18 protein-coding genes and 1 riboswitch are annotated in these 23,671 nt (G+C 70.3%); of the genes, 8 read left to right on the plus strand and 10 right to left on the minus strand.

Annotation, left to right across the window (positions count from 1 at the left end):
- Nucleotides 1-52: 52 nt before the first annotated feature.
- From mtgA to ISN38_RS16280, 3 genes are all read left to right on the plus strand, one after another.
- Nucleotides 53-796, plus strand: a complete 744-nt coding sequence (gene mtgA / locus ISN38_RS16270; RefSeq protein ID WP_038237021.1) for a monofunctional biosynthetic peptidoglycan transglycosylase — start codon at nucleotides 53-55, stop codon at nucleotides 794-796.
- A 334-nt stretch (nucleotides 797-1,130) separates the two neighbouring features.
- Nucleotides 1,131-2,153, plus strand: a complete 1,023-nt coding sequence (locus tag ISN38_RS16275) for a glycosyltransferase family 2 protein (protein ID WP_003466976.1) — start codon at nucleotides 1,131-1,133, stop codon at nucleotides 2,151-2,153.
- A complete protein-coding gene (locus ISN38_RS16280) occupies nucleotides 2,113-2,541 on the plus strand; it encodes a CBS domain-containing protein (RefSeq protein WP_003466978.1) in 429 nt (142 codons plus the stop codon). The genes ISN38_RS16275 and ISN38_RS16280 overlap by 41 nt, the downstream gene beginning before the upstream one ends.
- A 75-nt stretch (nucleotides 2,542-2,616) precedes the next feature.
- On the opposite strand, the gene ISN38_RS16285 is transcribed toward ISN38_RS16280, so the two are convergent.
- The 4 genes from ISN38_RS16285 to ISN38_RS16300 form a co-directional block, all read right to left on the minus strand.
- Nucleotides 2,617-4,596, minus strand: a complete 1,980-nt coding sequence (locus ISN38_RS16285) for an AsmA family protein (RefSeq protein WP_058362693.1) — start codon at nucleotides 4,594-4,596, stop codon at nucleotides 2,617-2,619.
- A gap of 61 nt (nucleotides 4,597-4,657) precedes the next feature.
- Nucleotides 4,658-5,302: a PAQR family membrane homeostasis protein TrhA gene (gene trhA / locus ISN38_RS16290; RefSeq protein WP_003466980.1), complete on the minus strand. Its 645-nt coding sequence runs from the start codon at nucleotides 5,300-5,302 to the stop codon at nucleotides 4,658-4,660.
- Nucleotides 5,303-5,430: 128 nt separating this feature from the next.
- Complete coding sequence (locus tag ISN38_RS16295) at nucleotides 5,431-7,035, minus strand: peptide chain release factor 3 (protein ID WP_003466981.1); 1,605 nt, start codon at nucleotides 7,033-7,035, stop codon at nucleotides 5,431-5,433.
- 46 nt (nucleotides 7,036-7,081) lie between these two features.
- The gene (locus tag ISN38_RS16300; RefSeq protein ID WP_199222585.1) at nucleotides 7,082-8,104 is read right to left on the minus strand and encodes a peptidoglycan DD-metalloendopeptidase family protein; all 1,023 of its coding nucleotides are present in this window, start codon (nucleotides 8,102-8,104) and stop codon (nucleotides 7,082-7,084) included.
- Between the two features lie 132 nt (nucleotides 8,105-8,236).
- Nucleotides 8,237-8,355, plus strand: a riboswitch (SAM riboswitch).
- 70 nt (nucleotides 8,356-8,425) lie between these two features.
- On the opposite strand from ISN38_RS16300, the gene metX reads away from it, so the two are divergent.
- Genes metX through ISN38_RS16315 form a run of 3 tightly spaced genes read left to right on the plus strand, consistent with a single transcriptional unit; the run spans nucleotide 8,426 to nucleotide 11,774 of the window.
- A complete protein-coding gene (metX, locus tag ISN38_RS16305) occupies nucleotides 8,426-9,475 on the plus strand; it encodes a homoserine O-succinyltransferase MetX (protein ID WP_003472882.1) in 1,050 nt (349 codons plus the stop codon).
- Complete coding sequence (locus ISN38_RS16310; RefSeq protein WP_003472881.1) at nucleotides 9,472-10,689, plus strand: O-succinylhomoserine (thiol)-lyase; 1,218 nt, start codon at nucleotides 9,472-9,474, stop codon at nucleotides 10,687-10,689. The genes metX and ISN38_RS16310 overlap by 4 nt, the downstream gene beginning before the upstream one ends.
- Nucleotides 10,690-10,709: 20 nt before the next feature.
- Complete coding sequence (locus ISN38_RS16315; RefSeq protein WP_047325640.1) at nucleotides 10,710-11,774, plus strand: homoserine dehydrogenase family protein; 1,065 nt, start codon at nucleotides 10,710-10,712, stop codon at nucleotides 11,772-11,774.
- Nucleotides 11,775-11,796: 22 nt separating this feature from the next.
- Here the strand turns inward: ISN38_RS16315 and ISN38_RS16320 are convergent, their stop codons facing one another.
- The 3 genes from ISN38_RS16320 to ISN38_RS16330 all read right to left on the minus strand — a co-directional run bounded on the left by ISN38_RS16320 (nucleotide 11,797) and on the right by ISN38_RS16330 (nucleotide 17,571).
- Nucleotides 11,797-12,822, minus strand: a complete 1,026-nt coding sequence (locus ISN38_RS16320; RefSeq protein WP_003471706.1) for an alpha/beta fold hydrolase — start codon at nucleotides 12,820-12,822, stop codon at nucleotides 11,797-11,799.
- A gap of 69 nt (nucleotides 12,823-12,891) precedes the next feature.
- Entirely contained in the window at nucleotides 12,892-15,888 is a 2,997-nt protein-coding gene (locus ISN38_RS16325; protein ID WP_241753962.1) for a ligand-binding sensor domain-containing diguanylate cyclase, read from the minus strand.
- Nucleotides 15,889-16,188: 300 nt separating this feature from the next.
- Nucleotides 16,189-17,571 carry an L-serine ammonia-lyase gene (locus ISN38_RS16330; RefSeq protein WP_003471704.1) on the minus strand — a complete coding sequence of 461 codons (1,383 nt, stop codon included), beginning with the start codon at nucleotides 17,569-17,571 and terminating at the stop codon, nucleotides 16,189-16,191.
- Nucleotides 17,572-17,661: 90 nt separating this feature from the next.
- Between ISN38_RS16330 and ISN38_RS16335 the strand changes: the two genes are divergently transcribed.
- A complete protein-coding gene (locus ISN38_RS16335; protein ID WP_003471703.1) occupies nucleotides 17,662-17,892 on the plus strand; it encodes a glutaredoxin family protein in 231 nt (76 codons plus the stop codon).
- A 96-nt stretch (nucleotides 17,893-17,988) separates the two neighbouring features.
- Here ISN38_RS16335 and ISN38_RS16340 read toward each other — a convergent pair whose 3' ends face one another.
- From ISN38_RS16340 to ISN38_RS16350, 3 genes are read right to left on the minus strand one after another with little or no spacing between them, the layout of a single operon-like run.
- Entirely contained in the window at nucleotides 17,989-18,552 is a 564-nt protein-coding gene (locus tag ISN38_RS16340) for a YceI family protein (RefSeq protein ID WP_003471701.1), read from the minus strand.
- A gap of 11 nt (nucleotides 18,553-18,563) precedes the next feature.
- A complete protein-coding gene (locus ISN38_RS16345) occupies nucleotides 18,564-19,130 on the minus strand; it encodes a cytochrome b (protein ID WP_003471699.1) in 567 nt (188 codons plus the stop codon).
- Nucleotides 19,127-19,783 (minus strand): YceI family protein, encoded by a 657-nt coding sequence (locus ISN38_RS16350; protein ID WP_003471697.1) that lies wholly within the window; start codon nucleotides 19,781-19,783, stop codon nucleotides 19,127-19,129. The genes ISN38_RS16345 and ISN38_RS16350 overlap by 4 nt, the downstream gene beginning before the upstream one ends.
- Before the next feature lie 237 nt (nucleotides 19,784-20,020).
- Here ISN38_RS16350 and ISN38_RS16355 point away from each other — a divergent pair, with 237 nt between their 5' ends.
- A complete protein-coding gene (locus ISN38_RS16355; RefSeq protein WP_058361387.1) occupies nucleotides 20,021-23,620 on the plus strand; it encodes a hybrid sensor histidine kinase/response regulator in 3,600 nt (1,199 codons plus the stop codon).
- Nucleotides 23,621-23,671 lie beyond the last annotated feature (51 nt).

The following is a 23,671-nucleotide window of genomic DNA, read 5'->3' on the forward strand; positions in this document are numbered from 1 at the left end:
GACCGCAGGATAGTGGGTCATCACGGTGGACAAAGTCGAAGAACGCATAGCAATGGGGGCGACGCGGGGCGTTGCAAGTGGCGCGGCCGTGCCGCGGCCGCGGCGCAGGCGCTGGCTGCGCTGGCTGCTGGCGGCGCCGCTGCTGTTCGCGCTGGCGAGCGTCTCGCAGGTGATCATGCTGCGCCTCGTCGATCCGCCCTTCTCAGCGATGATGCTGGAGCGCCAGTTTGGCGCCTGGGGCGAGGGCGACTGGTCGTTCCGCGTCGCCTACGACTGGCGCGACAGCGCGCAGATCGCGCCGAGCCTGCCGATTTCGCTGGTGGCGGCCGAGGACCAGCGCTTTCCCAGCCATCACGGTTTCGACCTGGAGGCGATCGAGAAGGCGCGCGACCACAATGCGCGCGGCGGGCGCCTGCGCGGCGCCAGCACGATCAGCCAGCAGGTGGTCAAGAATCTGTTCCTGTGGCAGGGCCGCAGCTGGCTGCGCAAGGGGTTGGAGGCCTGGTACACGGTGCTGATCGAGGCGCTGTGGTCGAAGCAGCGGATCCTGGAGGTGTATGCCAACGTCGCCGAGTTCGGCGATGGGGTCTACGGCGCGCAGGCGGCGGCGCGCAGTTTCTGGGGCAAGGATGCGGCGCAGCTGAGTCCGGCGCAGAGCGCGCTGCTGGCGGCGGTGCTGCCGGCGCCGCAGCGCTACGCCGCCACGCACCCGGGGCCGTACGTGCAGCGCCGCGCCAACTGGATCCAGCGGCAGACGCGGCAGTTGGGCGGGCCGGCGTATTTGCAGGCGCCTTAGGAACATTTGCGCTACGGCGCGTGCGGCACAGCGCCGTGCGACGTTCGCCGCGATGCGGCGTTTTTGTAGCGCAGGCGCTGCGTTTTAGCCCCTCTCCCATCGGCAGAGGGGTGAGGGTGAGGGTCCGGCGCGAAGCGCCTGGCGGATTTGGGTATGCGAGGCTTCGCCCGTTCCCTCATCCGGCGCTGCGCGCCACCTTCCCGCAAAAAGGCGGCCATGGTCCCGAGGGGAGAAGGAACGGCCGTTGCCGGTGGGAGAAGGGAGCGACTCCGGATTCTGGTCAGGTGGCGCGCTGCCGCTGGTGAACGCGCAGTCCGCTCCGTACCATCGGCCCATGGAACCCGAGCGCCTGACCGTCGTCGTCACTGCCTTCAACGAGGCGCAGACCCTGCCGTTGCTGCAGCCGCGGATCCTCGCCGCGCTCGATGGCGTGGATGGCCTGGAGGGGCGGGTGCTGTACGTGGACGACGGCAGCCGCGACGCGACCTGGGAGGTGATCCTGGCGCTGGCCGCGGCCGATCCGCGGGTCGGCGCGCTGCGCCTGTCGCGCAATTTCGGCAAGGAACTGGCGCTGACCGCCGGCCTGGATTTCGTCGAGCACGGCGCGGCGATGCTGCTGGACGCCGACGGCCAGGATCCGCCGGAGCTGATCGCGCAGTTCGTCGCGCAGTGGCGCGCCGGCTACGACGACATCTACGGCACCCGCATCGCGCGCGAGGGCGAGAGTTGGCTCAAGCGCGGCACCGCGTCGCTGTTCTACCGCGTGATCGGGCGCCTGTCGAAGACCCCGATCCCGGCCGATACCGGCGATTTCCGCCTGTTGTCGCCGCGCGCGCTGGCGGCGCTGGCGCAGTTGCGCGAACGCCATCGCTTCATGAAGGGGCTGTTCGGCTGGGTCGGTTTCCGCCAGCTGGCGTTGCCGTACCGGCGTGCGCCGCGCCTGGCCGGGCGCAGCAAGTACGGCCTGTGGCGGCTGTGGAACTTCGCGCTGGAAGGCATCACGGGTTTTTCCACTGCGCCGCTGCGGGTGGCGACCTATCTGGGACTGGCGACCGCGCTCGGCGCCTTTCTGTTCGGCACCTGGATCGTGGTCAAGGCGGCGTTATGGGGCGATCCGGTCGCTGGCTGGCCGACGATGATGGCGGTGATCCTGTTCCTGGGCGGCACGCAGCTGATCGCGCTTGGCCTGATCGGCGAATACCTGGGCCGGTTGTACGAGGAATCCAAGCAGCGGCCGCTGTATCTGGTCGATACCTGGCGTGCGCCGGGCGGAGGAGTATGCTCGGCCGTGCGATCCAGCGAACCGGGAGGCAGCGATGCGTACGGTACGACAGTTGTTGGGCGACAAGGGCGGTGAGATCCATGCGGTGGCGCCGGATGCGGCGGTGGTCGATGCGCTGCGGCTGATGGCCGACAAGGGCATCGGCGCGGTCCTGGTGATGCAGGACGGGCGCCTGGCCGGGATCCTGTCCGAGCGCGATTACGCGCGCAAGGTGGTGCTGCAGGACCGCTCTTCGGCGACCACGCCGGTGCGCGACATCATGAGCACGAAGGTATACACGGTGGACCCGTCGCAGAGCGTGCAGCAATGCATGGAACTGATGACCGGCCAACGCATCCGCCATCTGCCGGTGGTGCAGGCCGGCGCGGTGGTCGGAGTGATCTCGATCGGCGACCTGGTCAAGGCGGTGATCGAGGAGCAGCAGCGGGAACTGGATCAGTTGCAGCGCTATATCAGTAGTTGACGGGACTCGGGACTCGGAAAAGCAAGAGCGCAATATGAGCTTTTGATTTTCCGAGTCCCGGGTCCCGAGTCCCGGCTACTTAGAGCGGTGACCGACGCAATCGACGTCCTTGCCTGGCCCCGTCTCGAAGGTCGCCAGCAGGGCCGCCGGCGGGGCGATGGCGCCCAGCGCCAGGGCGACGGCGCCGCGCATGCCAAGGGCCTTGAAGTCGGGGCGGAAGGTCGGGTCCTTGAAGGTGCCGGCGACGCGCAATGGCGAGCGCAACGACAAAATGCTGTGGTCCTTCGGGCGCGCCTTCAGCAGCAGGTCCAGTGTTTCGTGGCCCAGGTCGATGTTGCCGCTGCCGACGAGCAACGTGTCGGTGGTGTCGAAGGCCAGGGCGCGCGCGTCCATCACCCCGTCCCTGACCGCGAAATCGCCGAACGCGCAGCGCACCGGAATCTGCCGGTCCTTGGTGACGAGGAACTTCAGCGATTCGGCAATGTCCAGCCCGGCCAGTTCCATGACCAGGTTGCTGACGTGGCCCTTGCCCATGCCGACGGCGACGCTGCCGTCGGCGCTGCCGAGCATCTGCGCGATCGAGTTGCCGGTGCCGGCCAGTGCGATCTCGCCGCCGATCGCGCCGGAGGCTTCCTTGGCCAGTTGCCCGTCCGGGAACAGCTTGCCCAGCTGCATGCCGCGCACCGAGATCTGCGCGCGGGTGGCGATGGTCGATTTGCGCGCATCCATGCGGATGTCCGAGCGGATGTTGCCGCCGGCTACGCCGAAGTCGAGCGGCTGCAGCAGCAGGACGCCGTCGTTGAGCTTCAGGTGCGCGTCCATGGCGTCCAGCGGCAGTGTCTGCGCGTTGATCCGCTGCGCCTTCCAGCGCACGTCGGCGTCCATCGCGCGCAGCTTGCCGAGGTCGTACGGGGTGGACGGCAGCAGCTTGGCGCTGGCCGCGAGCTTGGCCGCCTGCGCCTTCTGTTCGTCGTTGGCGGTCTCGCCGGCGCCGGTGCGCGGCGGTGCGCCGACGAAGCCGCCCAGGTCGTCGAAGTCCAGGCGCCGCGAACGCAGGTCGGCGCGCAGGAACGGGCGCTGTCCGGCGCTGTCGATCTGCACGGTGCCGGCCAGGTCGCTGTCGCCGGCGCGGCCGTTGAAGTCCTCGTAGCGCCAGATTTCGCCATTGCGCTTGAGCCGGCCGTCCAGTTGATAGGGCGGGGTGGAGGGCATGGCGATGCCGAGCAGCGGATACAGGTGTTGCATGTCGGTGCCGGCCAGGCTCAGCTGCAGGTCGAACACGCGCAGCCGGAACGGATTGGTCAGGGTGCCGCGCATGTGCGCGCGGGTGCTGCCGGCGCTGCCGCGCAGGTCGATCTTGAACGGGTGGTCGCTTTCGCTCAGTTCCAGCGGCGAAGCGGTGCTGCCCTTGAGCGTGAACGGGTTGCCGCGCCAGCGGCCATCGCCGGCGACCGCGATCGGCGGCGCTGCGTCGCCGCGGCGTCGCTGCGAGGTCAGGCTGTCGACGCTGACGTCGATATCGGTGCGGCCGGGGACGTCCTGGAAGCGCAGCCGTCCCTGCTGCACCAGCATGCGGCCCAGGACCACCTGGGTGCCGCCATCGCTGCTGCCGAAGTTCCAGTTGCCGGGTTGCCCGTTCGGCCCGGTTTCGAGCAGCAGGTTCGGCTGGGTCAGGCGGATCTCGGGAATGCGCAGCTTGCCGCGCAGCAGCGGCCACAATGCGAGGTCGATCTCGGCACGTTGCGCGCTGGCCATTTGCGGCTGTTTCGACCAGTCCGCGTTGGCCAAGCGCAGGCGCTCGCCGTGGAGGGTGACGGTGCTGCCGAGGTCGACGTCGAGGTTGCCGTCGATGTGGAATGCGCGGCCGGTCCTGGCCTGCACGGCACGTTCGACCGGACCCTTGAACCAGTTCCAGTCGAACACCAGGATGACGATCAACAGAACCAGTACCAGCGCGCCGAGCACGAACGGCCAACGCCGCAGGCGGCCATCGTTGCGGCGCCAGGGCCAGGAGCGGCGTCGGCCACGTTGTGTAGAAGTGGGTTCGCGATCCATCCAGCCATAGTAGGCGGTGCGCGTGCACGGGGCGCGAAAGCCGCGCGTCATGCCAGGCGCGCTAAAGCACTTGCGCGGTCACCGCAACGAAATGGCAGACGCTGCCGGCAAGTACGAACAGGTGCCAGATCGCATGGAAGTAGCGCACCGTGTCGCGTTGATAGAAGTAGGTGCCCAGCGTGTAGAACAGGCCGCCGGCCAGCAGCCAGCACAGGGTGCGCATATCGACCGAGTGCAGTAGCGGCTCGATCGCCACCACGATCAGCCAGCCCATGGCCAGGTAGAGGATGGTCGACAGCAGCCGGAAGCGGCCGGTGCAGAACAGCTTGAACACCACTCCGGCCAGGGCGATGCTCCAGATCGCCGCGAACAGGCCCCAGCCCCAGGGGCCGCGCAGGCTGATCAGGGTGAACGGGGTGTAGGTGCCGGCGATCAGCACGTAGATCGCACAGTGGTCCAGCACCTGCAGCCGCGCCTTGGCGCCGGGATGCGGGATGGCGTGATACAGCGTGGAGGCGGTGTACAGCAGCAGCAAGGCGACCCCGAACACGATGGCACCGGCCAGTTGCCAGCCGTCGCCGTAGATCGCGGCGAGGGTGATGAGGACCGAGCTGCCGGCCAGTGCGGCGACTGCGCCCAGGCCGTGGGTCAGCGCGCTGGCCAGTTCGTCGCGCCAGTCCGTAGAAGGCGGCGCGTCGGCATTCATGAGCGAGGGCCGTGGGTCTGCTTCCATGGCGCGAAAAGGTACCTCAACTGCGAGCGATTCGCATCCGTTGCGGCGCAGCACGTGGCGCGCGGTTCACGCCCGCGCGCTGCCCGCTGCAGACCGGCGCCTCAGTCCAGCGCGACGCTGTGCGCGTGCTCGCGGGTCGCGGCGAAGCGCACATCCGGCGCGCGTTCCTGCGCCAGCTGCAGGTTGACCCGGGTCGGCGCCAGATAGACCAGTTCGCCGGCGCCGTCGATGCCGAGGTTCATCGCGTTCTTCTCGCGGAATTCCTCCAGCTTCTTCGGATTGTCGCAATGCACCCAGCGCGCGGTGACCACGCCGACCGGCTCGAAGCTGGCGTCCACGCCGTATTCGTCCTTGAGCCGGTAGGCGACCACTTCGAACTGCAGCACGCCGACCGCGCCCAGGATCAGGTCGTTGCTCATCAGCGGGCGGAAGAACTGGGTGGCGCCTTCCTCGGACAGCTGCGCCAGGCCCTTCTGCAACTGCTTGAGCTTGAGCGGGTCGCGCAGCCGCGCGCGGCGGAACAGTTCCGGGGCGAAGTTGGGGATGCCGGTGAACGCGAGCGCCTCGCCCTCGGTGAAGGTGTCGCCGATGGAGATGGTGCCGTGGTTGTGGATGCCGATGACGTCGCCGGGGTAGGCCTCGGCGGCGATCTCGCGGTCGCTGGCCATGAAGGTCAGCGCGTTGGCCAGTTTGGTGTCCTTGCCGGTGCGCACGTGCAGGGTCTTCATGCCGGCGCTGAAGCGGCCCGAGCAGATGCGCATGAACGCGACCCGGTCGCGGTGCTGCGGGTCCATGTTGGCCTGGATCTTGAACACGAAGCCGGTCAGTTTCTCTTCGGTCGCCTGTACCTCGCGGCCGGTGGTGGCGTGCGGCTGCGGCGGCGGCGCGTGTTCGGCGAAGAAGTCCAGCAGCGGCTGCACGCCGAAGTTGTTGACGCCGGAGCCGAAGAACACCGGGGTCTGCTTGCCGGCGCGGTAAGCGGCAAGGTCGAACGGATGGCTGGCGCCCTGCACCAGCTCCAGTTCCTCGCGCAGTTCGGCCAGCATCTGCGCGCCGATGCGTTCGGCCAGGCCGGGCGCGTCCAGCGACGGGAAGATGGTCGAGTCCTGGCGGGTGAAGTTGCGGCCCTGTTCGTACAGGTGCACTTCGCCGCTGATCAGGTGCACCACGCCCTTCAGGCGCTGGCCCATGCCGATCGGCCAGGTCACCGGCGCGCACTGGATGCCGAGCACGGTCTCCACTTCGTCCAGCAGGTCGATCGGGTCCTTGCCTTCGCGGTCGAGCTTGTTGATGAAGGTCATGATCGGCGTGTCGCGCAGCCGGCACACTTCCATCAGCTTGATGGTGCGTTCTTCCACGCCCTTGGCCACGTCGATCACCATCAGCGCCGAGTCCACCGCGGTGAGCACGCGGTAGGTGTCCTCGCCGAAGTCGGCGTGGCCGGGGGTGTCAAGCAGGTTGATGATCTTGCCTTCGTACGGGAACTGCATCACCGACGAAGTCACCGAGATGCCGCGCTCCTTTTCCAGCGCCATCCAGTCGGAGGTCGCGTGGCGCGCGGCCTTGCGGCCCTTGACCGAGCCGGCCATCTGGATCGCGCCGCCGAACAGCAGCAGCTTTTCGGTCAGCGTGGTCTTGCCGGCGTCGGGGTGGGAAATGATGGCGAAGGTGCGGCGGCGCGCAGCTTCCTGGGCAACATCGGACATGGCAACGGCGCCCACTGGGCGATCACAGCGACAGGGAAGAGCGCGATTATAGCGCCGCGCCGCCGGGCACGGGTTGCGTGGCGTCCGTGGCGTCCTCGCTGCGCGGCAGCCTGAGTTCGCCCAGCGCGCCGGCCATGCGGAACGGGATCGCGTCCAGGCGCATGCCGCGGTTGACCTGCACCGCGAAGTGCAGGTGCGGCGCGCTGCTCAGGCCGGTGTTGCCGGACAGCGCCAGGCGTTGTCCGGCGGCGACGCGCTGGCCCGCACGCACTGCCATGCCCTGCGGCGCCAGGTGCGCGTACAGCGCCATGCTGCCGTCGGCATGCAGGATGCGCACGAAGTTGGCACGGCCGCCGAAGCGTTCGCGGTCCAGCCCGGCCGCGGCGAAGCCCGCTTGCACCTGCATCACCGTGCCGGCGCGCGTGGCCAGCACCGGGGTGCCTTCGGCCAGGGCGAAATCCAGCGCGTAATAGTTCTGCGCGTCGTGGTGGCTGAAACGGCCGCCCACGCCCTGGTCCACGCGCACCGGGGCGACGTCGAACGGCAGCCGGTACAGCACGTCCTGCGGCTTGGCGGCCGGGTCGCCGGGCACGGCCTCCAGGATCAGCTCGAATGGGCTGGGGTGGCGCGGGTCGCCGGGATACAGCCGCGACAGCAGCGCGCTGCCGCGGGCGGGCAGCAGCGCGCGCAGCGGCAGTGCAGGAACTGCGGCGAGGTTGTCGGCGCGGCGGGAGCGCAGTTGCACCTGCACCGGCCCGTCCACGCGGTTGTCGGCCCAGGCCTGCTGGCGCGGGAGCTGGCCGACCACGCGCAGCTGTGCCAGCGGCAGTTCCGCCACCGCTGGCTGCGGCTGCGGGGCGGGCGTCGCCGCGCGCTGCGGATCCGTGGCGCGGTCGCCGTAGTGGGCGACGCCGTCAGCGTCGCGCCACGCATACAGCGTGCCGGCCGCGCCGCAGGCGGGCGCCAGCGCCGAGCCGCACACGGCCAGCAGCAGCCAGCGCGGCGCAGCGCGCAAGCGGATGGCGGCGGCGTCGCGGACGCGGGCGGGGGCCGGGCAGTGGCCGGGCATCGGGGCTCCTGGCGCCGGCGTGGGGAGCGCCGTGGCGGTGCGCAGTATGCGGCAGTCACCGATGTGGCTTCTTATATCGCTCCATCCGAATAAAGAGATTTGACAGCGCCGAAAAACGCTGGCATCGTGGCGCCACCATCGAGACCGGCGGAGGGACAGGCCCTTTGATGCCGGGGCAGCCAGCGGGCGCGCAAGCGACCGTGTAGGTGCCAAATCCTGCGGGGACCACCGCGTCCGCCGAAAGATGGTTCGATTCGTGCCTTCCGCACGTCGAACGCGAGCTCCGCGAAGCTCGATGGCCGTTCCTCACCGGATACCGCCATGAGCTTCGTGAATACGCCAAATCGCCCGCTTGACGCGCATCCAGCGCTTGACCGCTACGCCGCCGACGTCGCGCCGGCTGCCGATGGCGTGATCGCGATGCGCGGCGAAGTCGCGGTGGCGCTGCCGCTGCGCCACGCCGGCGTGCAGCTGCTGCGCCTGCGCTACGAACTGAGCGGCCCGGCCGATGCGCCGGTGGTGTTCGTCGCCGGCGGCATTTCCGCGCACCGCCATCTGGCCGCCAACGCGAGCTTCCCCGAGAAAGGCTGGGCCGAAGGCCTGGTCGGGCCGGGGCGGACACTGGATGCGGGCCAGCGGCGCCTGCTCGGGTTCGATTTCGTCGGCGCCGACGGCAGCCTGGACGTGCCGATCGACAGCGCCGACCAGGCCGATGCGATCGCCGCGCTGCTGGATGCGCTGGGCATCGCCCAACTGCATGGCTTCGTCGGCTATTCCTACGGCGCGCTGGTCGGCCTGCAGCTGGCGGTGCGGCATCCGCAGCGCTTGCTGAAGCTGGTCGCGGTCAGCGGCGCGCACCGCGCGCATCCGTATGCCGCGGCGTGGCGCGCGCTGCAGCGCCGCGCGGTGGCGCTGGGCCAGTTGCAGTGCGCCGAGAGCCACGGGCTGTCGCTGGCGCGGCAGTTCGCGATGCTCAGCTACCGCACCCCGGAAGAATTCGGCGAGCGCTTCGACGCGCCGCCGGAAGTGATCAACGGCCGCGTCCGCGTCGCCGCCGAGGACTACCTGGATGCCGCCGGCGCGCAGTACGTGGCGCGCACCCAGGTCAACGCCTACCTGCGCCTGTCCGAATCCATCGACCTGCACCGCATCGATCCGGCCGCCGTCGCCGTGCCCACCGTGGTGGTCGCGGTGGAAGGCGACCGCCTGGTGCCGCTGGCCGACCTGGTCACCCTGGTCGAAGGGCTGGGCCCGCGCGGCAGCCTGCGCGTGCTGCGCTCGCCGTACGGCCACGACGCCTTCCTGAAAGAAACCGACCGCATCGACGCGATCCTCGCCACCGCCCTTCGCCCCACCGGAGTTACCGCATGAGCACTGCCCACGACAATGACCTGCCCTGTAGCGCCGCCACCGCCGCGGTGCGCGCCGGCATCGACCGCGACACCGCCTATGGCGCGGTGACCCCGCCGATCGTGCTGTCGTCGAACTTCAGCTTCGACGGCTTCGGCAACAAGCGCCAGTACGACTACACCCGCAGCGGCAATCCGACCCGCGACCTGCTCGGCGAAGCGCTGGCGGAACTGGAAGGCGGCGCCGGCGGTGTGATCACCGCCACCGGCATGGGCGCGATCAACCTGGTGTTGAACGCGCTGCTGCAGCCGGGCGACAAGCTGGTGGTGCCGCACGATGCGTACGGCGGCAGCTGGCGCCTGTTCAACGCGCTGGCCAAGAAGGGCCATTTCGAGCTGATCACCGCCGACCTGACCGATCCGCGCTCGCTGGCCGAGGCGCTGGCGCAGTCGCCGCAGCTGGTGCTGATCGAAACCCCGTCCAATCCGCTGCTGCGCATCACCGACCTGCGGTTCGTCATCGATGCCGCGCACAAGGCCGGCGCGCTGGCGGTGGTCGACAACACCTTCCTGTCGCCGGCGCTGCAGAAGCCCATTGCGTTCGGTGCCGACCTGGTGATCCATTCCACCACCAAGTACGTCAACGGCCACAGCGATGTGGTCGGCGGCGCGGTGATCGCCGCCAACGCCGACCTGCACCAGCAGCTGGTGTGGTGGGCCAACGCGCTGGGCCTGACCGGTTCGCCGTTCGATGCGTTCCTGACCCTGCGCGGCCTGCGCACGCTGGATGCGCGGCTGCGCGTGCACCAGGAGAATGCGCAGGCGGTGGTGGCGCTGCTCGACGGGCATGCCGCGGTCAACCAGGTCTATTACCCGGGCCTGGCCACGCATCCGGGGCATGCGGTGGCGGCGCGGCAGCAGACCGGTTTCGGCGCGATGATCAGCTTCGAGCTGGCCGGCGGCGAAGCGCAGGTGCGCGCCTTCGTCGATGGCCTGCGCTATTTCACCCTGGCCGAGTCGCTGGGCGGGGTCGAGAGCCTGATCGCGCATCCGGCGTCGATGACGCATGCGGCGATGACCGCCGAAGCGCGCGCCAACGCCGGCATCAGCGATGGCCTGCTGCGGCTGTCGGTGGGCATCGAGTCCAGCGAGGATTTGATCGCCGACCTGCAGGCCGGCCTGCTGCGTGCGCAGCAGGCGGGCGAGGCGGTGGCGCGCAAACGGGTGGACGCGTGAGCAGCAGCGTCGCCGATGCGATAGCGCCGGCGCAGGTGCGGGCGGCCGATGCCGCGCTGCCGCGACTCGGCCTGCTCGGCACCGGCACGGTCGGCCGCGCCTTCGTCGCGCGCTACCAGGTGCTGCAGCAGCGCCGCGCGGGCTTGCCGGCGTTCGCCTGGCTGGCCAATTCGCGGATCCTGCAGGAATGCCGGCAGGCGCCGGCGCAGGCGCTGGTCGTGGCCAACGCTGCCGCGCGCGGTGATGGCCGCCGCGCGCCGCAGCCCGCCGACCTGCGCGGCGGCGACATCGTGGTCGATGCCACTGCCAGCGAGGCGGTGGCGCAGCGGCATGCCGAGTGGCTGGCGCGCGGGGTGCACGTGGTCACCGCGAACAAGCTCGGCCAGGGCGCGGCGTTGGCGCGCGCCGAACAGATCCATGCCGCGCTGCATGCCGCCGGCGCGCACTACGGCGACAGCGCCACGGTGGGTGCGGGCCTGCCGTTGCTGAGCAGCCTGCGCGCGCTGGCCGCTGGTGGCGACCACATCCACGCGGTGGAAGGCGTGCTGTCCGGCTCGATGGCCTGGCTGCTGCACCGCTATGACGGTAGCCGGGCGTTTTCCGACTGCGTACGCGAGGCGGCGGCGGCCGGCTACACCGAACCCGATCCGCGCGAGGACCTGTCCGGCGAGGACGTGCGCCGCAAGCTTCTGATCCTGGCACGCGCGGCCGGGCTGTCGTTGTGCGCCGAGCAGGTGCAGGTCGATTCGCTGCTGCCGCCGGCGCTGGCCGCGGCGGCGTTGCCGGAGGTTGATGCCGCACTCTCTGCACTGGATGCGCCGCTGGCGGCGCGCCTGGCGCAGGCGCGTGCGAACGGCGCCTGCCTGCGTTTCGTCGGCCGCTTCGATGCGCATGGCGCGTCGGTGGGACTGCGCGAACTGCCGCTCGCGCATCCGCTGGCCAGCGGTGCCGGCACCGACAACCGCGTCGCCATCCACAGCGACCGCTATCTGCAGCAGCCGCTGCTGATCCAGGGTCCGGGTGCCGGCGCCGAGGTGACCGCGGCGGCCTTGCTCGACGACGTGCTGCGGATCGCGGTGCGCTGAGGCGCCTGCAACCGCTGCGCTGCTAAGGCGCAGCGCTCGGCGCGGCCAAGGCCTGCAACAGTGCGGCGTTGAAACGCGGCGGCGCCTCGACCTGCGGCGCGTGGCCGAGGTCGGCGCATTCGATCAGCGTCGCGCCGGGAATCGCCGCCGCCGCGCGCTTGCCCAGCGCCGGATAGGCGCCCAGGCGCTTGGCCAGCGCCGGCGGCGCCAGGTCCTTGCCGATCGCGGTGCGGTCGCGCTGGCCGATGAACAGCGTGGTCGGCACGCGCAGCTGCGCGAACTGCTGCAGCACCGGCTGGTTGAACACCATGTCCGAGGTCAGCGCCTGGTTCCAGGCCACGCGCTCGTGGCCGGGGCCGGCGTACAGCCCGGCCTGCATCGTCACCCAGCGGTCGTACTCGGGTTTCCACTGCCCGCCGTAGTAGACGCTCTGCTGGTACTGCTTGATCGAGGCGGCATCGGTCTTGAGTTCCTTCGCGTACCAGTCGTCGACGCTGCGCCACGGCACGCCGGCGGCTTTCCAGTCTTCCAAACCGAGCGGGTTGACCAGTAGCAGCTGGCTCACGTCCTGTGGATATTGCAGTGCGTAGTGCGCGGCGAGCATGCCGCCCATCGAGTGGCCGACGAACACCGCGCGGGTCACCCCGGCGTGTTGCAGCAGCGCGTGCGTGTTGGCCGCCAGTTGTGCGAAGGAGAACTGGTAGGCCTGCGGCTTGCTCGACTTGCAGAAGCCGATCTGGTCCGGCGCGATCACCCGGTAGCCCGCGGCGGTGAGTGCCGCGATCGCCGATTCCCAGGTCGCCGCGCAGAAGTTCTTGCCGTGCAGCAGGACCACGGTGCGGCCATTGGCCGTGCCGGTGGGGGCCACGTCCAGGTAGGCCATCTGCAACGGCTGGCGCTGCGAGACGAAGTTGTAGCGCGCGCGCGGATACGGATAGTCGAAGCCTTCCAGCTGCGCGCCGTAGCGCGGCGCGGGCGTGGCGGCGTGGCTGGGCGGCGCCAGCAGGAGCGCGGCGGCGAGCGCTGCGAGAAGCGGGAGTCGGCGCATGCGGGCTGGAAGACGTACAGGGAGGCCACGACTCTAGCCCGGGGCATGCGCGCGCGGCGTCAACGCGGCTCAGCAGCGCGAATGCACCAGGCTCAGGCAGGCGTGGTGCTGCATGCGTTCGGCCGGTTCGTGCAGCGCCGCCAGCACCTGTTCGGCCTGCGTGCCGAGCACCGGCCGGTACGCGGCCCAGCCGTTGCGGCCCTTGGCCTTGGCCTTGTACAGCGCGCGGTCGGCCAGGACCAGCAACTGTTCCCAGCCCAGGCGGCTGTCGGGATCGTGCACGAACGGGAATTCGGCCAGGCCGATCGAGCAGGTGATCTGGCTCTGGCGACCGTGCTCGAGCGCGAAGCTGTGCGCAGCGATCGCCCGGCACAGGCGCTCGGCGGCCACGGTCAGGTTCTCGCGCGGCGCCGAGCGCAGCACCATCAGGAATTCCTCGCCGCCCCAGCGCACCACGTAGTCGCTTTCGCGGGTCAGCCTGACCAGCAACTGCGCCATCTGCTGCAGCACCGCGTCGCCGGTATGGTGGCCGCCGCGGTCGTTGATCGACTTGAAATGGTCGATGTCGATCAGCGCGAACAGCATGCCCGAGGACAGCATGTCCTGGTCGTTGGCGGCCATGCGCCGGTACAGCGCGATGTCGCTGGGGATGTGCAGCGACAGGTAGCGGCGATTGCGCAGCTGGGTCAGGTCGTCGGTGAAGCTGGCGTCCTGCAGGCGCTGGTTCGCCGCCTGCAGCGCCTCGGTGCGCTGGCGCACCTGCCGCTCCAGGGTTGCGCGCAGGCGCTGGTTGACCACCCGCGCCATGCCGATGCAGAGCAGCGTCAGTGCCAGCACGCCCAACCCGAGCAGCAGCTTGTACAACAGCGTTTCCTGGAAGCGCAGCCGGATCCGCAACGGCAGCCGTGCCGGCGCCTGCGCCCAGACCCCGGCGTTGTTGCTGCCGGTGACCTCGAACACGTAGTCGCCGCCGGGCAGGTTGGTATAGCTGGCCACGCGCTGGCGGATGTCGTCCAGGCTGCGCCACTGCGGGTCGTAGCCGACCAAGCGATAGCGCAGTTCCACGTTCTCCGGCGCCTGGAACGAGGCGGCGGTGAACTCGAAATCCAGGTCGCGCGCCTGCGCCGGCAACGGCGTGGCGCGCAGCGCCTGTGGTGCCATCCAGCGGCCCTGCGCGCGGATCCGCTCCACCACCGGCTGCGGCGCGACCGGGTTCTTGACGATGCCGGCGGTGTCCATGGTCACCACGCCGTCGCGGCTGGGCAGCCACAGGGTGCCGCCGTCGATGAAGCCCTTGCCGTTGCCGGCGCCGTTGCAGCACAGGCCCTGCACGCCGCCGTGGCGCTGGCCGCGTTCGTTGAGCAGCAGTTCGGCCTGCAGCGGCGTGCCCGCTACCTGGATGCGCTTGAGCAGGCTCGCCAGCGGCATCCGGTACACGCCGCGCAGGCCGGCCACCCACAGGCTGCCGTTGCCGTCGTCGGTGATGAAGAACGCCGCGTTCGCCGGCAGTCCGGTGTGTTCGTCGAACATGCTCCAGCGCTTGCCGTCGAACACCCACAGCTGTTCCGACAGCGTGCCCACCACCCACTGTCCGCCGGGCAGTTCGTGCACGGCGGTGATGTCGGCGTCGGCCAGCGCCGAGCCGGCCGCGGCGAGCGGCAGCAGGCGCTCGCCGTGCAGTTCGTACAGGCCGGCCTGGGAGCCGATCAGCAGGCGCCCGGCGCGGGTCTCGTGGATCAGGCGGATGCGCGGGTCGCGCAGGCCCGCGCGCTCGCCGTAGCGCTGCAGGCGCACGCCGTCGCTGCCGAACAGGCCGTCGCTGGTAGCGAACCATAGCCGTTGCGCGCGGTCGCGGACGATGCCGCTGACCTGCAGTTCGTGCAGCGGCGCCAGCAGCGGCGGCTCGGTGACGCGCCCGGCGCGGTAGAGCAGCGCGCCGCGACGGGTGCCGATCCACAGCTGGCCGGGTTCGGCGAGCAGGGTGTAGGGCACGTCGGCGGGCAGTTGTGCGCGGCGCAGCACCTGCTGGTAGCGGCCATCGCGCAGCCGCGCCAGGCCGTTGCCGGTGCCGACCCATAGCGAGCCGTCGGGATCGCGCGCCAGCGTCCACACCAGCGGGTCGGACAAGCCTTCGTCGCTGCTGTAGCGGCGCGTCCAGCCATTCCACAGACGGGTCGCGCCATTCCAGCGGCTGCCCAGCCACAGGTTGCGCTCGCGATCCTCGAAGATCGCATTGGCGGCGTCCTGCTCGCGTTCGGCGTAGTGCTCGACGATGCCGCCATCGCGCACGCGCAGCAGATCGCCGGGCAGGCCCACCCACAGATTGCCGTCGCTGTCCTGGTACAACGCCTCCACCGCGCGCCGTGTCAACGCCGGGTCGCCGGGCAGGCGCTGCCAGCGGCCGTCGCGGCGGAACAAAAGGCCGTCGCGGCTGCCGGCCCATAGCCGTCCCTGCGCATCCAGCAACTGCCGCACCGGCGCAGTGTGCGCATCGGCCGGCAACGGCAGCGTTTCGCCATCGCCATCGCCATCGGCGAAGCGCAGCACCGCGCCGCGGGTGCCGACCCACAGTTCGCCATTGCGCGGCAACAGCGCGTATGCGCCGTCGGCGATGCGATGGCGCAGGCGCAGGCGCAGGCTGTCGCCGGCCACGGCGTAGACGCCGTCCTGCGCGGCGACCAGCACCGTACCTTGCGCATCGACCGCGATCGCTTCGATGTTCAGCAGCGGCGCTTGCGGATCCTGCGGCAGCAGGTTGCTGAAGCGTCCTTCACGGTAGCGCGCCAGCCCGCGATAGGTGCCGATCCACAGGTCGCCGCGGGAATCCACGTGCAAGGCATTGATCAAGGTGCCGGGCAGGTTGGCTGGTGCCTTTACGCCGAAGCTGGTCATGCGCACGCCATCGAAGCGCGCCAGCCCGCCCATCGTGCCGATCCACAGATAGCCCTGCCGGTCCTGCGCGAAGGCCTGCACGCTCAGCTGCGGCAGCCCTTGTTCCAGGCTCCAGCGCTGGCGTTCGTACTGGTTGAACTGCTTGTCCGGCTGCAGCGCGGCCGCGCTCGGCACGAGTGCGGTCCAGGCCGCGAAGAGCGTGGCCAGCTTTAGCGCACGGGTGCGCCAGGAAGCGGGGTGGGACTGCAAGGGGATTCCAGTGCCGGCTCTGCGTATCGTCGACGTTGCTATCGGCGCAGGCGCGCCGATCTTTATCCGCATCGCAACAAAGGCCTGCGCGGCGTCGGCGATCGCGACAGCCGCAAGGCCTGTCATCCAGGCAGGTCCCACCTGCGGGGTGCGCCGTCATGGCCCGCGCATGCGCCGCAGCGGCGCGCTCCGTTCGGACAGGCAGGACACGCGTGCGGCATCAGCTCAGCACTCGATCACGTTCACCGCGAGCCCGCCGCGGCTGGTTTCCTTGTACTTGTCCTGCATGTCGCGGCCGGTGTCGCGCATGGTCCGGATCACCTTGTCCAGCGATACCTTGTGCTTGCCGTCGCCGCGCATGGCCATGCGGCTGGCGTTGATCGCCTTTACCGCGCCCATCGCGTTGCGCTCGATGCACGGGATCTGCACCAGGCCGCCGATCGGGTCGCAGGTCAGGCCGAGGTTGTGCTCCATGCCGATCTCGGCGGCGTTCTCGATCTGCCCCGGCTTGCCGCCGAGCGCGGCGACCAGGCCGCCGGCAGCCATTGAGCAGGCCACCCCGACTTCGCCCTGGCAGCCGACTTCGGCGCCGGAGATGGAGGCGTTTTCCTTGTACAGGATGCCGATCGCCGCGGCGGTCAGCAGGAAATCGAAGATGCGCTGTTCGTCGCTGCCCGGGCAGAAACGGTCGAAGTAGTGCAGCACCGAGGGAATGATCCCGGCCGCGCCGTTGGTCGGTGCGGTGACCACGCGCCCGCCGGCGGCGTTCTCTTCGTTGACCGCCAGCGCGTACAGGTTGACCCAGTCCAGCGTGGTCAGCGGATCGCGCATCGCCGCTTCCGGCTTGGACGACAGTTCGCGGTACAGCGCAGGCGCGCGCCGCGATACGTTGAGGCCGCCGGGCAGGGTGCCTTCCTCGCGAATGCCGCGCGCCACGCAGGCCTGCATCGCGTTCCACAGTTCGCGCAGGCCGGCGCGGATCTCGTTCTCGCTGCGCCAGCATTTCTCGTTCTCTAACATCAGCGCGGCGATGCTCAGGCCGCTGCGCGCAGCCTGCGCCAGCAGTTCGTCGCCGCTCTTGAACGGGTAGGGCAGCGGCGTTTCGTCGGCGACGATGCGGTCGTCGGCGGCGTCGTCCTGGTTGACCACGAAGCCGCCGCCGACCGAGTAGTAGTCGCGCGTGGCGATCACCTCATCGTCTGCGGCGTAGGCGGTAAAGCGCATGCCGTTTGTGTGGTACGGCAGCTTCTGGCGCTTGTTCAGCGCCAGGTCGCGCTTCTCGTCGAAGGCGATGCTGTGTTGGCCCATCAGATTGATGCGCTTGCTGCTGCGGATGCGCTCCAGCGTGCCGGGAATGATGTCCGGGTCGATCAGGTTCGGGCGCTGGCCTTCCAGGCCCAGCAGCAGCGCCTTGTCGGTGCCGTGGCCGCGCCCGGTCAGCGCCAGCGAGCCGAACACCTCGGCGCGGATCCGCACCACCTCGCCGAGCCGGCCCGGATCCAGCAGCCAGCGGTGCACGAAGCGCTCGGCCGCACGCATCGGCCCCACGGTATGCGAGGAGCTCGGGCCGATGCCGATCTTGAACAGGTCGAAGATGCTGACAGCCATACGTGCCGCAGAGGTGGAAGGCCAAAGACCATCTATTCTATCCCCCTGGCGCAGTGCGGACGCCCGCAGCGCAGCATCGGAGCCGCGGCCATGTCCCTGACCCTGTACCAGCGCGACGACTGCCAGCTGTGCGACCAGGCGCTGACGGTGCTGGCGCAGGCGCGCGTGGGCGACCTGCAAAGCGTGTTCATCGATGGCGATGCGGCATTGGAGGCGCGCTATGGCGAGCGCGTGCCGGTGCTGCGCGACGCCGGCGGGCGCGAGCTGGGGTGGCCGTTCGATGTGCGTCGGGTGGCGGACTGGTTGGCACGGCAGGATTGATCGCCGCCGCCGTGCCCATCCAGGCAAAAAAAACGGGCGGACCCGAGGAGGGAATCCGCCGCCCAGTGGCCGCGTGCCGCTGCGGCCTGTGGCGAATCACTTCGCCTTGAACACCACTTTGGTGCTGATCGCGGTTTCGTTGGGGATGGTCTTGGTGTCGGCCCAGTCGCCGCCGCCGACGCCGAAGTCCAGGCGCTTGACCAGCGCCTTGCCGGCCAGCACCGGCTGCGCGCCCGCGGTCCAGGTGAAGGTCAGGGTCACCGGCTTAGACACGCCGCGCAGTTCCAGTGTGCCGTCGGCGGCGTACTGGTTGTTGCCGAGCGCACGGAACTTGTCGGCGCGGTAGTGGGCGGTGGCGAACTTGGCCACGTCGAAGAAGTCCGGCCCCTGCAAGGTGGAGTCGCGGTCGGCATTGCCGCTCTTGGCGCCGGCCAGCGGGATCGCCACGTCGAGCCTGGCGCTGGCCAGGTTGGCTGGGTCGAAGCTGAGCTTGGTGTCGAAGCCGGGGAACTGGCCGGTGAACACTTCGCCGTCGTACTTGCTGGCGAACACCAGGCTCGAACCCGGCGCCTGCACGTAGTCGGCGGCGAAGGCGGGGGCGGCGAGCATCGCCACCAGGCTGGCGGCGACGGCGGCGGGGGAGGCGAAACGGGACGACATGCTGGAACTCCTCAGGATTTGGGGCTCAGCCAGCCGCGCGGCAACATCCGCGCCAGGGTGGCATCGCGTTGCAACAGGTGGTGGTAGAAGGCGGCGCCGGCATGCGCCAGCACCACTGCGATCAGGATCCAGAAGCCCCATTCGTGGGTGGCGTGCGACAGGTCGCGCAGCTGCTCGTTCGGAGCGCTGAGCTTGGGCACAGCGACCAGGCCGAACCAGCGGAACGGGCGCAGGCCGCTGCTGGAGTCGTACAGCCAGCCGGACAGCGGCATAGCGAAGATCAGCACGTACAGCAGCACATGGGTGGCGCGGGCGATGCGCTCCTGCCAGCTCGGTGTGCCCGGCACCGGCTTGGGCGCGCCGGCATACAGGCGCCAGCCCAGGCGCGCGATCACCAGCGCCAGCACGGTCAGGCCGAGCGACTTGTGCGCGGTGTAGACCCAGAAGTACTTGGGCGTCTTCGGCAGCTCGCCCATGGTCAGGCCGACCACGCCCAGCAGCAGGATCAAGGCGGCGATCAGCCAATGCAGGGTCTGGCTGATGCTGCCCCAGCGCTCGGCGGTGTTCCTGGCGGTCATGGCGTGGCGTCCTGGCTGGCGCTGGGGTCGGGGGTGTCGGCGGCGGGGGCATCCGCCGGCGACGGGTCGGCATTGGCACTGCCGGCGCGGGTCGCCTCGGCCTCGATGCGCAATTCGACCGTGGCGCCGATCACCGACGGCCAGGCGGCGATGCCGAAATCGGCGCGCTGCAGCGTGGTGGTGGCGGAAAAGCCCACGGTGCGGCGGAACGGTGGCAGCGGATGCCGCTTCAGCGCGTTGAGGGTCACGTCCAGCGCAATCTCGCGGCTAACCCCGTGCAGGGTCAGCGTGCCGAACACCTTGGCGTGGGTGGCGTCGATCGGCTCGATCCGGGTGGAGACGAAGCGCCCCTCCGGGAAATGCTCGCCGTCGACGAGGTTGTGCGCCAGCGCGGCGCGGTTCCACTTGGCGTCGCCCAGGTCCAGCCGCTGCAGCGGGACCCGCGCGTCCAGCCGCGCGCTGCGCCAGTCGTCCGGATCGAACAGCAGCGTGCCGCTGCTGCCGGACACGGTGCCCAGCGCCTTGGAGAAACCGGCGTGTTCGATCGCGAACAGCACGCGGGTGTGCACCGGGTCCAGCGCGTACTGCGCCGGGGCCGCCAGCGCGGCGGTCGGCAGGGTCAGCAGCAGGGCGAGCAGGCAGCGCTGGAGCATGGGTCGGCCATGAAGAAGGTGTAGGCCGGATTCTAGGCGCAGTCCGCCGCGCTTGCGCCTGCGTGCCGTGCAATGGTGCGTTGCGCCGCGCGGCGGGTGGGATTTTGCCGCCCCCCGCTGTATAAGAACGCTGCCGCATCAAGGCGGCACGGAGCGGCCGCCTTGATGCGGCCGGCCCCGGCAGTGCGCCGGTGTTCATCCGCCGCCGATCGTTCACTGCCGCTGGAGCCGATGTCGATGCAAATCCCACGTCCTCGACGCCTGCGCCGCGGCTGGATGCTCGCCTGGCTGCTGGTGCTGGCCGGCTGCTGCGCCAGCGCGCTGGCGACGGTGCCGGAACTGCCGCAGTTCCGCGTGCTGGGCGCCGAGCACGGGTTGCCGTCCAGCGAGATCTCGCGGCTGAGCCTGGACCGCGACGGCTACCTGTGGATCGCCAGTGGTGACGGCCTGGCCCGCTACGACGGGCGCGAATTCCTCATCTGGCGCCACGATCCGGACGATCCGCAGTCCCTGCGCTGCAACAACGTGCAGGAATTGCACATCGATGCGCGCAACCGGGTGTGGGTGGCCTGCGAAGGCGGCGGCCTGAGCGTGCTCGACGCCGGGCGCCGCGGCTTCCGCCATTTCAACATGGCCACGCAACCGGCGATGCGCAGCGACGATGTGTTCGCGATCACCAGCCGTGGCGACGAGATCGTGTTCGGCACCTATGCCGGCGGCCTGTATCGGCTGCCGCCGGACGGGCGCGTGCAGCGCATCCAGGCCGGCGACGGCGAGGTCGATGCGATGCTCGACAGCGCGGTTTCTGGCCTGGCGTTCGATCGCTCCGGGGTGCTGTGGGTCGGCACCATCAAGGGCCTGGTCCGCTACGACGGCACCCGCGCCAGCGCCTATCGGCTGCCCGGTAGCGATGGCACGCAGCAGCGGCTGTCGGCGCTGGTCGCGCTGTCCGACGGGATCTGGGTCGGCATCAACATGGACTTGTACCGGCTCGGTCACGACGGGCGTTGGCAGCGTGCCGATTGGACCGGCGCACTGCCGGGCGGGGTGCTGTGCATGGCCGAGGACGGCAGCGGCGGTTACTGGCTGGGCAACGGCCAGGGCCTGTGGCACAAGCCGGCCGACGGTGCGTTGCGCCACATCAGCGAAGGCGAGGCGGCGGTGTCCGGCGCCAACGTGGTGGCGAGCATGCTGCGCGACAAGGAAGGCGGGCTATGGGTGTCGTTGCCGACTCGCGGCCTGGGCTACCTGCGTCCGGACTGGCGGCGGCTGGCGGTGCTGGGGCCGTCGCACGGCCTGGCGCCGGACCTGTACGCGGGCCTGGCGCCGGCCCGCGATGGCGGGGCATGGCTGACCGGGGCCGGCGGCAACGTTTACCGGTTGCAACCGTCCAGCGGCGAGCTGAGCAAACCGGCATGGGCCTCCGGCCTGCTCGGCACCCGCTTGATGTCGGTGCTGCATGACGCCGCCGGCATGCTGTGGCTGGGCAGCAACGGCACGCTGTTGCGCAGACCGGCCGGCGCTGGCGCGTTGCAGAGATGGAGCCGCAAGTCGGCGCGCGACCCGACCCCCGAAATCGGCGGTAGCGTCTGGCTGCGCGAGCGGGCCGACGGCAGCCTGTGGGTGGCCGTGCCCATCTTCGGCGTGCAGGTGCGTTCGCTCGCCGACGGCCACGTGCTGGACAACATCCACGGTCCGCAGCGCGGCTTGGCCGCCGCCGCCGATATCGCCGCGTTCGATCTGGCGCCGGACGGCACGCCGTGGCTGGCCGCCGAGCACTTGCACTACTGGGACGCCGCTGCCGGGAAGTTTCGCGCCCCGCCGGAGTTCGATGGCGAACGGGTGCAGTCGTTCGCCTTCGCCGATGCGCAGACCCTGTGGCTGCATCGCCTGTCCGGCCTCGAGCTGTGGCGCCGCGAGGGCGGGCATTGGCGGCAGCTGCAGCGCTATGCGGCCGCCGAGGGCGTGCCGGCGACCGAGTCGCAGGGCCTGGTCGTCGATCAGCAGGGGCGCGCCTGGCTGGGCACGCGCCGCGGCCTGTTCCGGATCGATCCGCGGCACCTGCCGGCGGTGCGCGCGTTCGGCGCGCGCGATGGCCTGAGCAGCCAGGAAGTGGTCAAGCGCGGGCTGCTGATGGCGGCCGACGGGGTGTTGCTGGCGGCCACCGCCGACGGCAGCGTGGCCTTGCTGGACACGCGCCTGCCGGACCCGCCGTCGGTGCCGCTGGCGCTGAGCGTGGAGAGCGTGCAGGTGCGCCGCGGCGAGCGCCTGCTGGCGCTGCCGGTAAGCGGCGGTTTCGCCCTGCAGCCGGACGACCGCGACCTGCGCGTGGTGGCGCGGCTGCTCTCGTTCGTCGATCCGGAGGGCATCGGCTACCGCTTCCGCCTGTCCGGCTACGACCGCGACTGGGTCGCGGTCGGTGCCGCCGGCGAGCGCATGCTGCCGCAGCTGCCGGCTGGCGCGCATGTGCTCGAGGTCCAGGCGCGCACCCGCAACGGCGCCTGGTCGCCGACGCTGCGGCTGCCGTTCCGGGTGTATCCGCCGTGGTGGCGCAGCGTCTGGGGCATCACCGGGCTGCTTGCCGCCGGCGCCTTGCTGGTGCTGCTGTCGCTGCGCGCCTACCGCCGTCGCTTGCGCCGCCAGCATGCCTGGCAGCTGGCGCTGCACAAGCAGGAAGTGGCCGAGCAGGCCTCGCTGGCCAAGACGCGTTTCCTGGCCACGCTCGGGCACGAGGTGCGCACGCCAATGACCGGCGTGCTCGGCATGAGCGAACTGCTGCTGGCCACGCCGCTGGATCCGAAACAGCGCGGCTATACCGAATCGATCCGCCGTGCCGGCACGCATCTGCTTCATCTGGTCAACGACGCGCTGGACCTGGCGCGGATCGAGGCCGGGCGCCTGCAGCTCGACCTTCAGCCGTTCGCGCTGCAGGCGCTGATCGCCGACGTGGTGAACCTGATGGCGCCGCTGGCGCAGGCGCGCGGGCTGCGCTTCGAATGCCACGACACCTTGCCGGGTACGGTGACCGTCAACGGCGACGCGGTGCGGGTGCGGCAGATCCTGCTCAATCTGGTCGGCAATGCGATCAAGTTCACCGCCAGCGGCTCGGTCACGCTGCACCTGTCGCCGCTGCAGAGCGGGCACGGGCTTTGCGTGGAGGTCGCCGACACCGGCCCGGGCATGAGCGCCGAGCAGCAGGCGCGGCTGTTCCAGCGCTTCGAACAGGGCGAAGGCCCGCGCACCGCCGCCCGCTACGGCGGCAGCGGGCTGGGCCTGGCGATCAGCCAGGAACTGGCGATGGCGATGGGCGGGCGCATCCAGGTGGACAGCCGGCTCGGGCATGGCGCGCGCTTCCGGGTGACGCTGCCGCTGCGCTGGCAGCTGCGGCCTGCCGAGGCGCTGACGGTGGTGCCGCTGCCGGCGCGGGTGCAGGCGCCGCTGCGGATCCTGCTGGTCGAGGACGAACCCACCGTGGCCCAGGTGATGGCCGAACTGCTGCGCAGCCGCGGCCACTACGTGGCCTGCGCCGCGCATGGCCTGGAAGCGCTGACCGAGGTCAGCCAGGCTACCTTCGACCTGGGCCTGCTCGACCTGGACCTGCCGGCGCTCGACGGCCTGGCGCTTGCGCGGCAGCTGCGCGCGCTCGGCTACGACTTCCCACTGGTCGCGGTCACCGCACGTTCCGACGGCGAGGCCGAGGCCGCGGCCAAGGCGGCCGGTTTGGCCGGCTTCGTGCGTAAGCCTGTCACTGGCGACATGTTGGCTGAGGCGATTTGGAGAGTGATGGATGTGGAGGCCGGGACTCGGGACTCGGGACTGGGGACCCGGAAAGCGTAAGGGCTGCAGCGGATTCGCAGGCAACGCCTGCGCCGCTTTTCGAGTCCCGAG

Source organism: Xanthomonas translucens pv. undulosa, assembly GCF_017301775.1.
GTDB classification, from domain to species: domain Bacteria; phylum Pseudomonadota; class Gammaproteobacteria; order Xanthomonadales; family Xanthomonadaceae; genus Xanthomonas_A; species Xanthomonas_A translucens.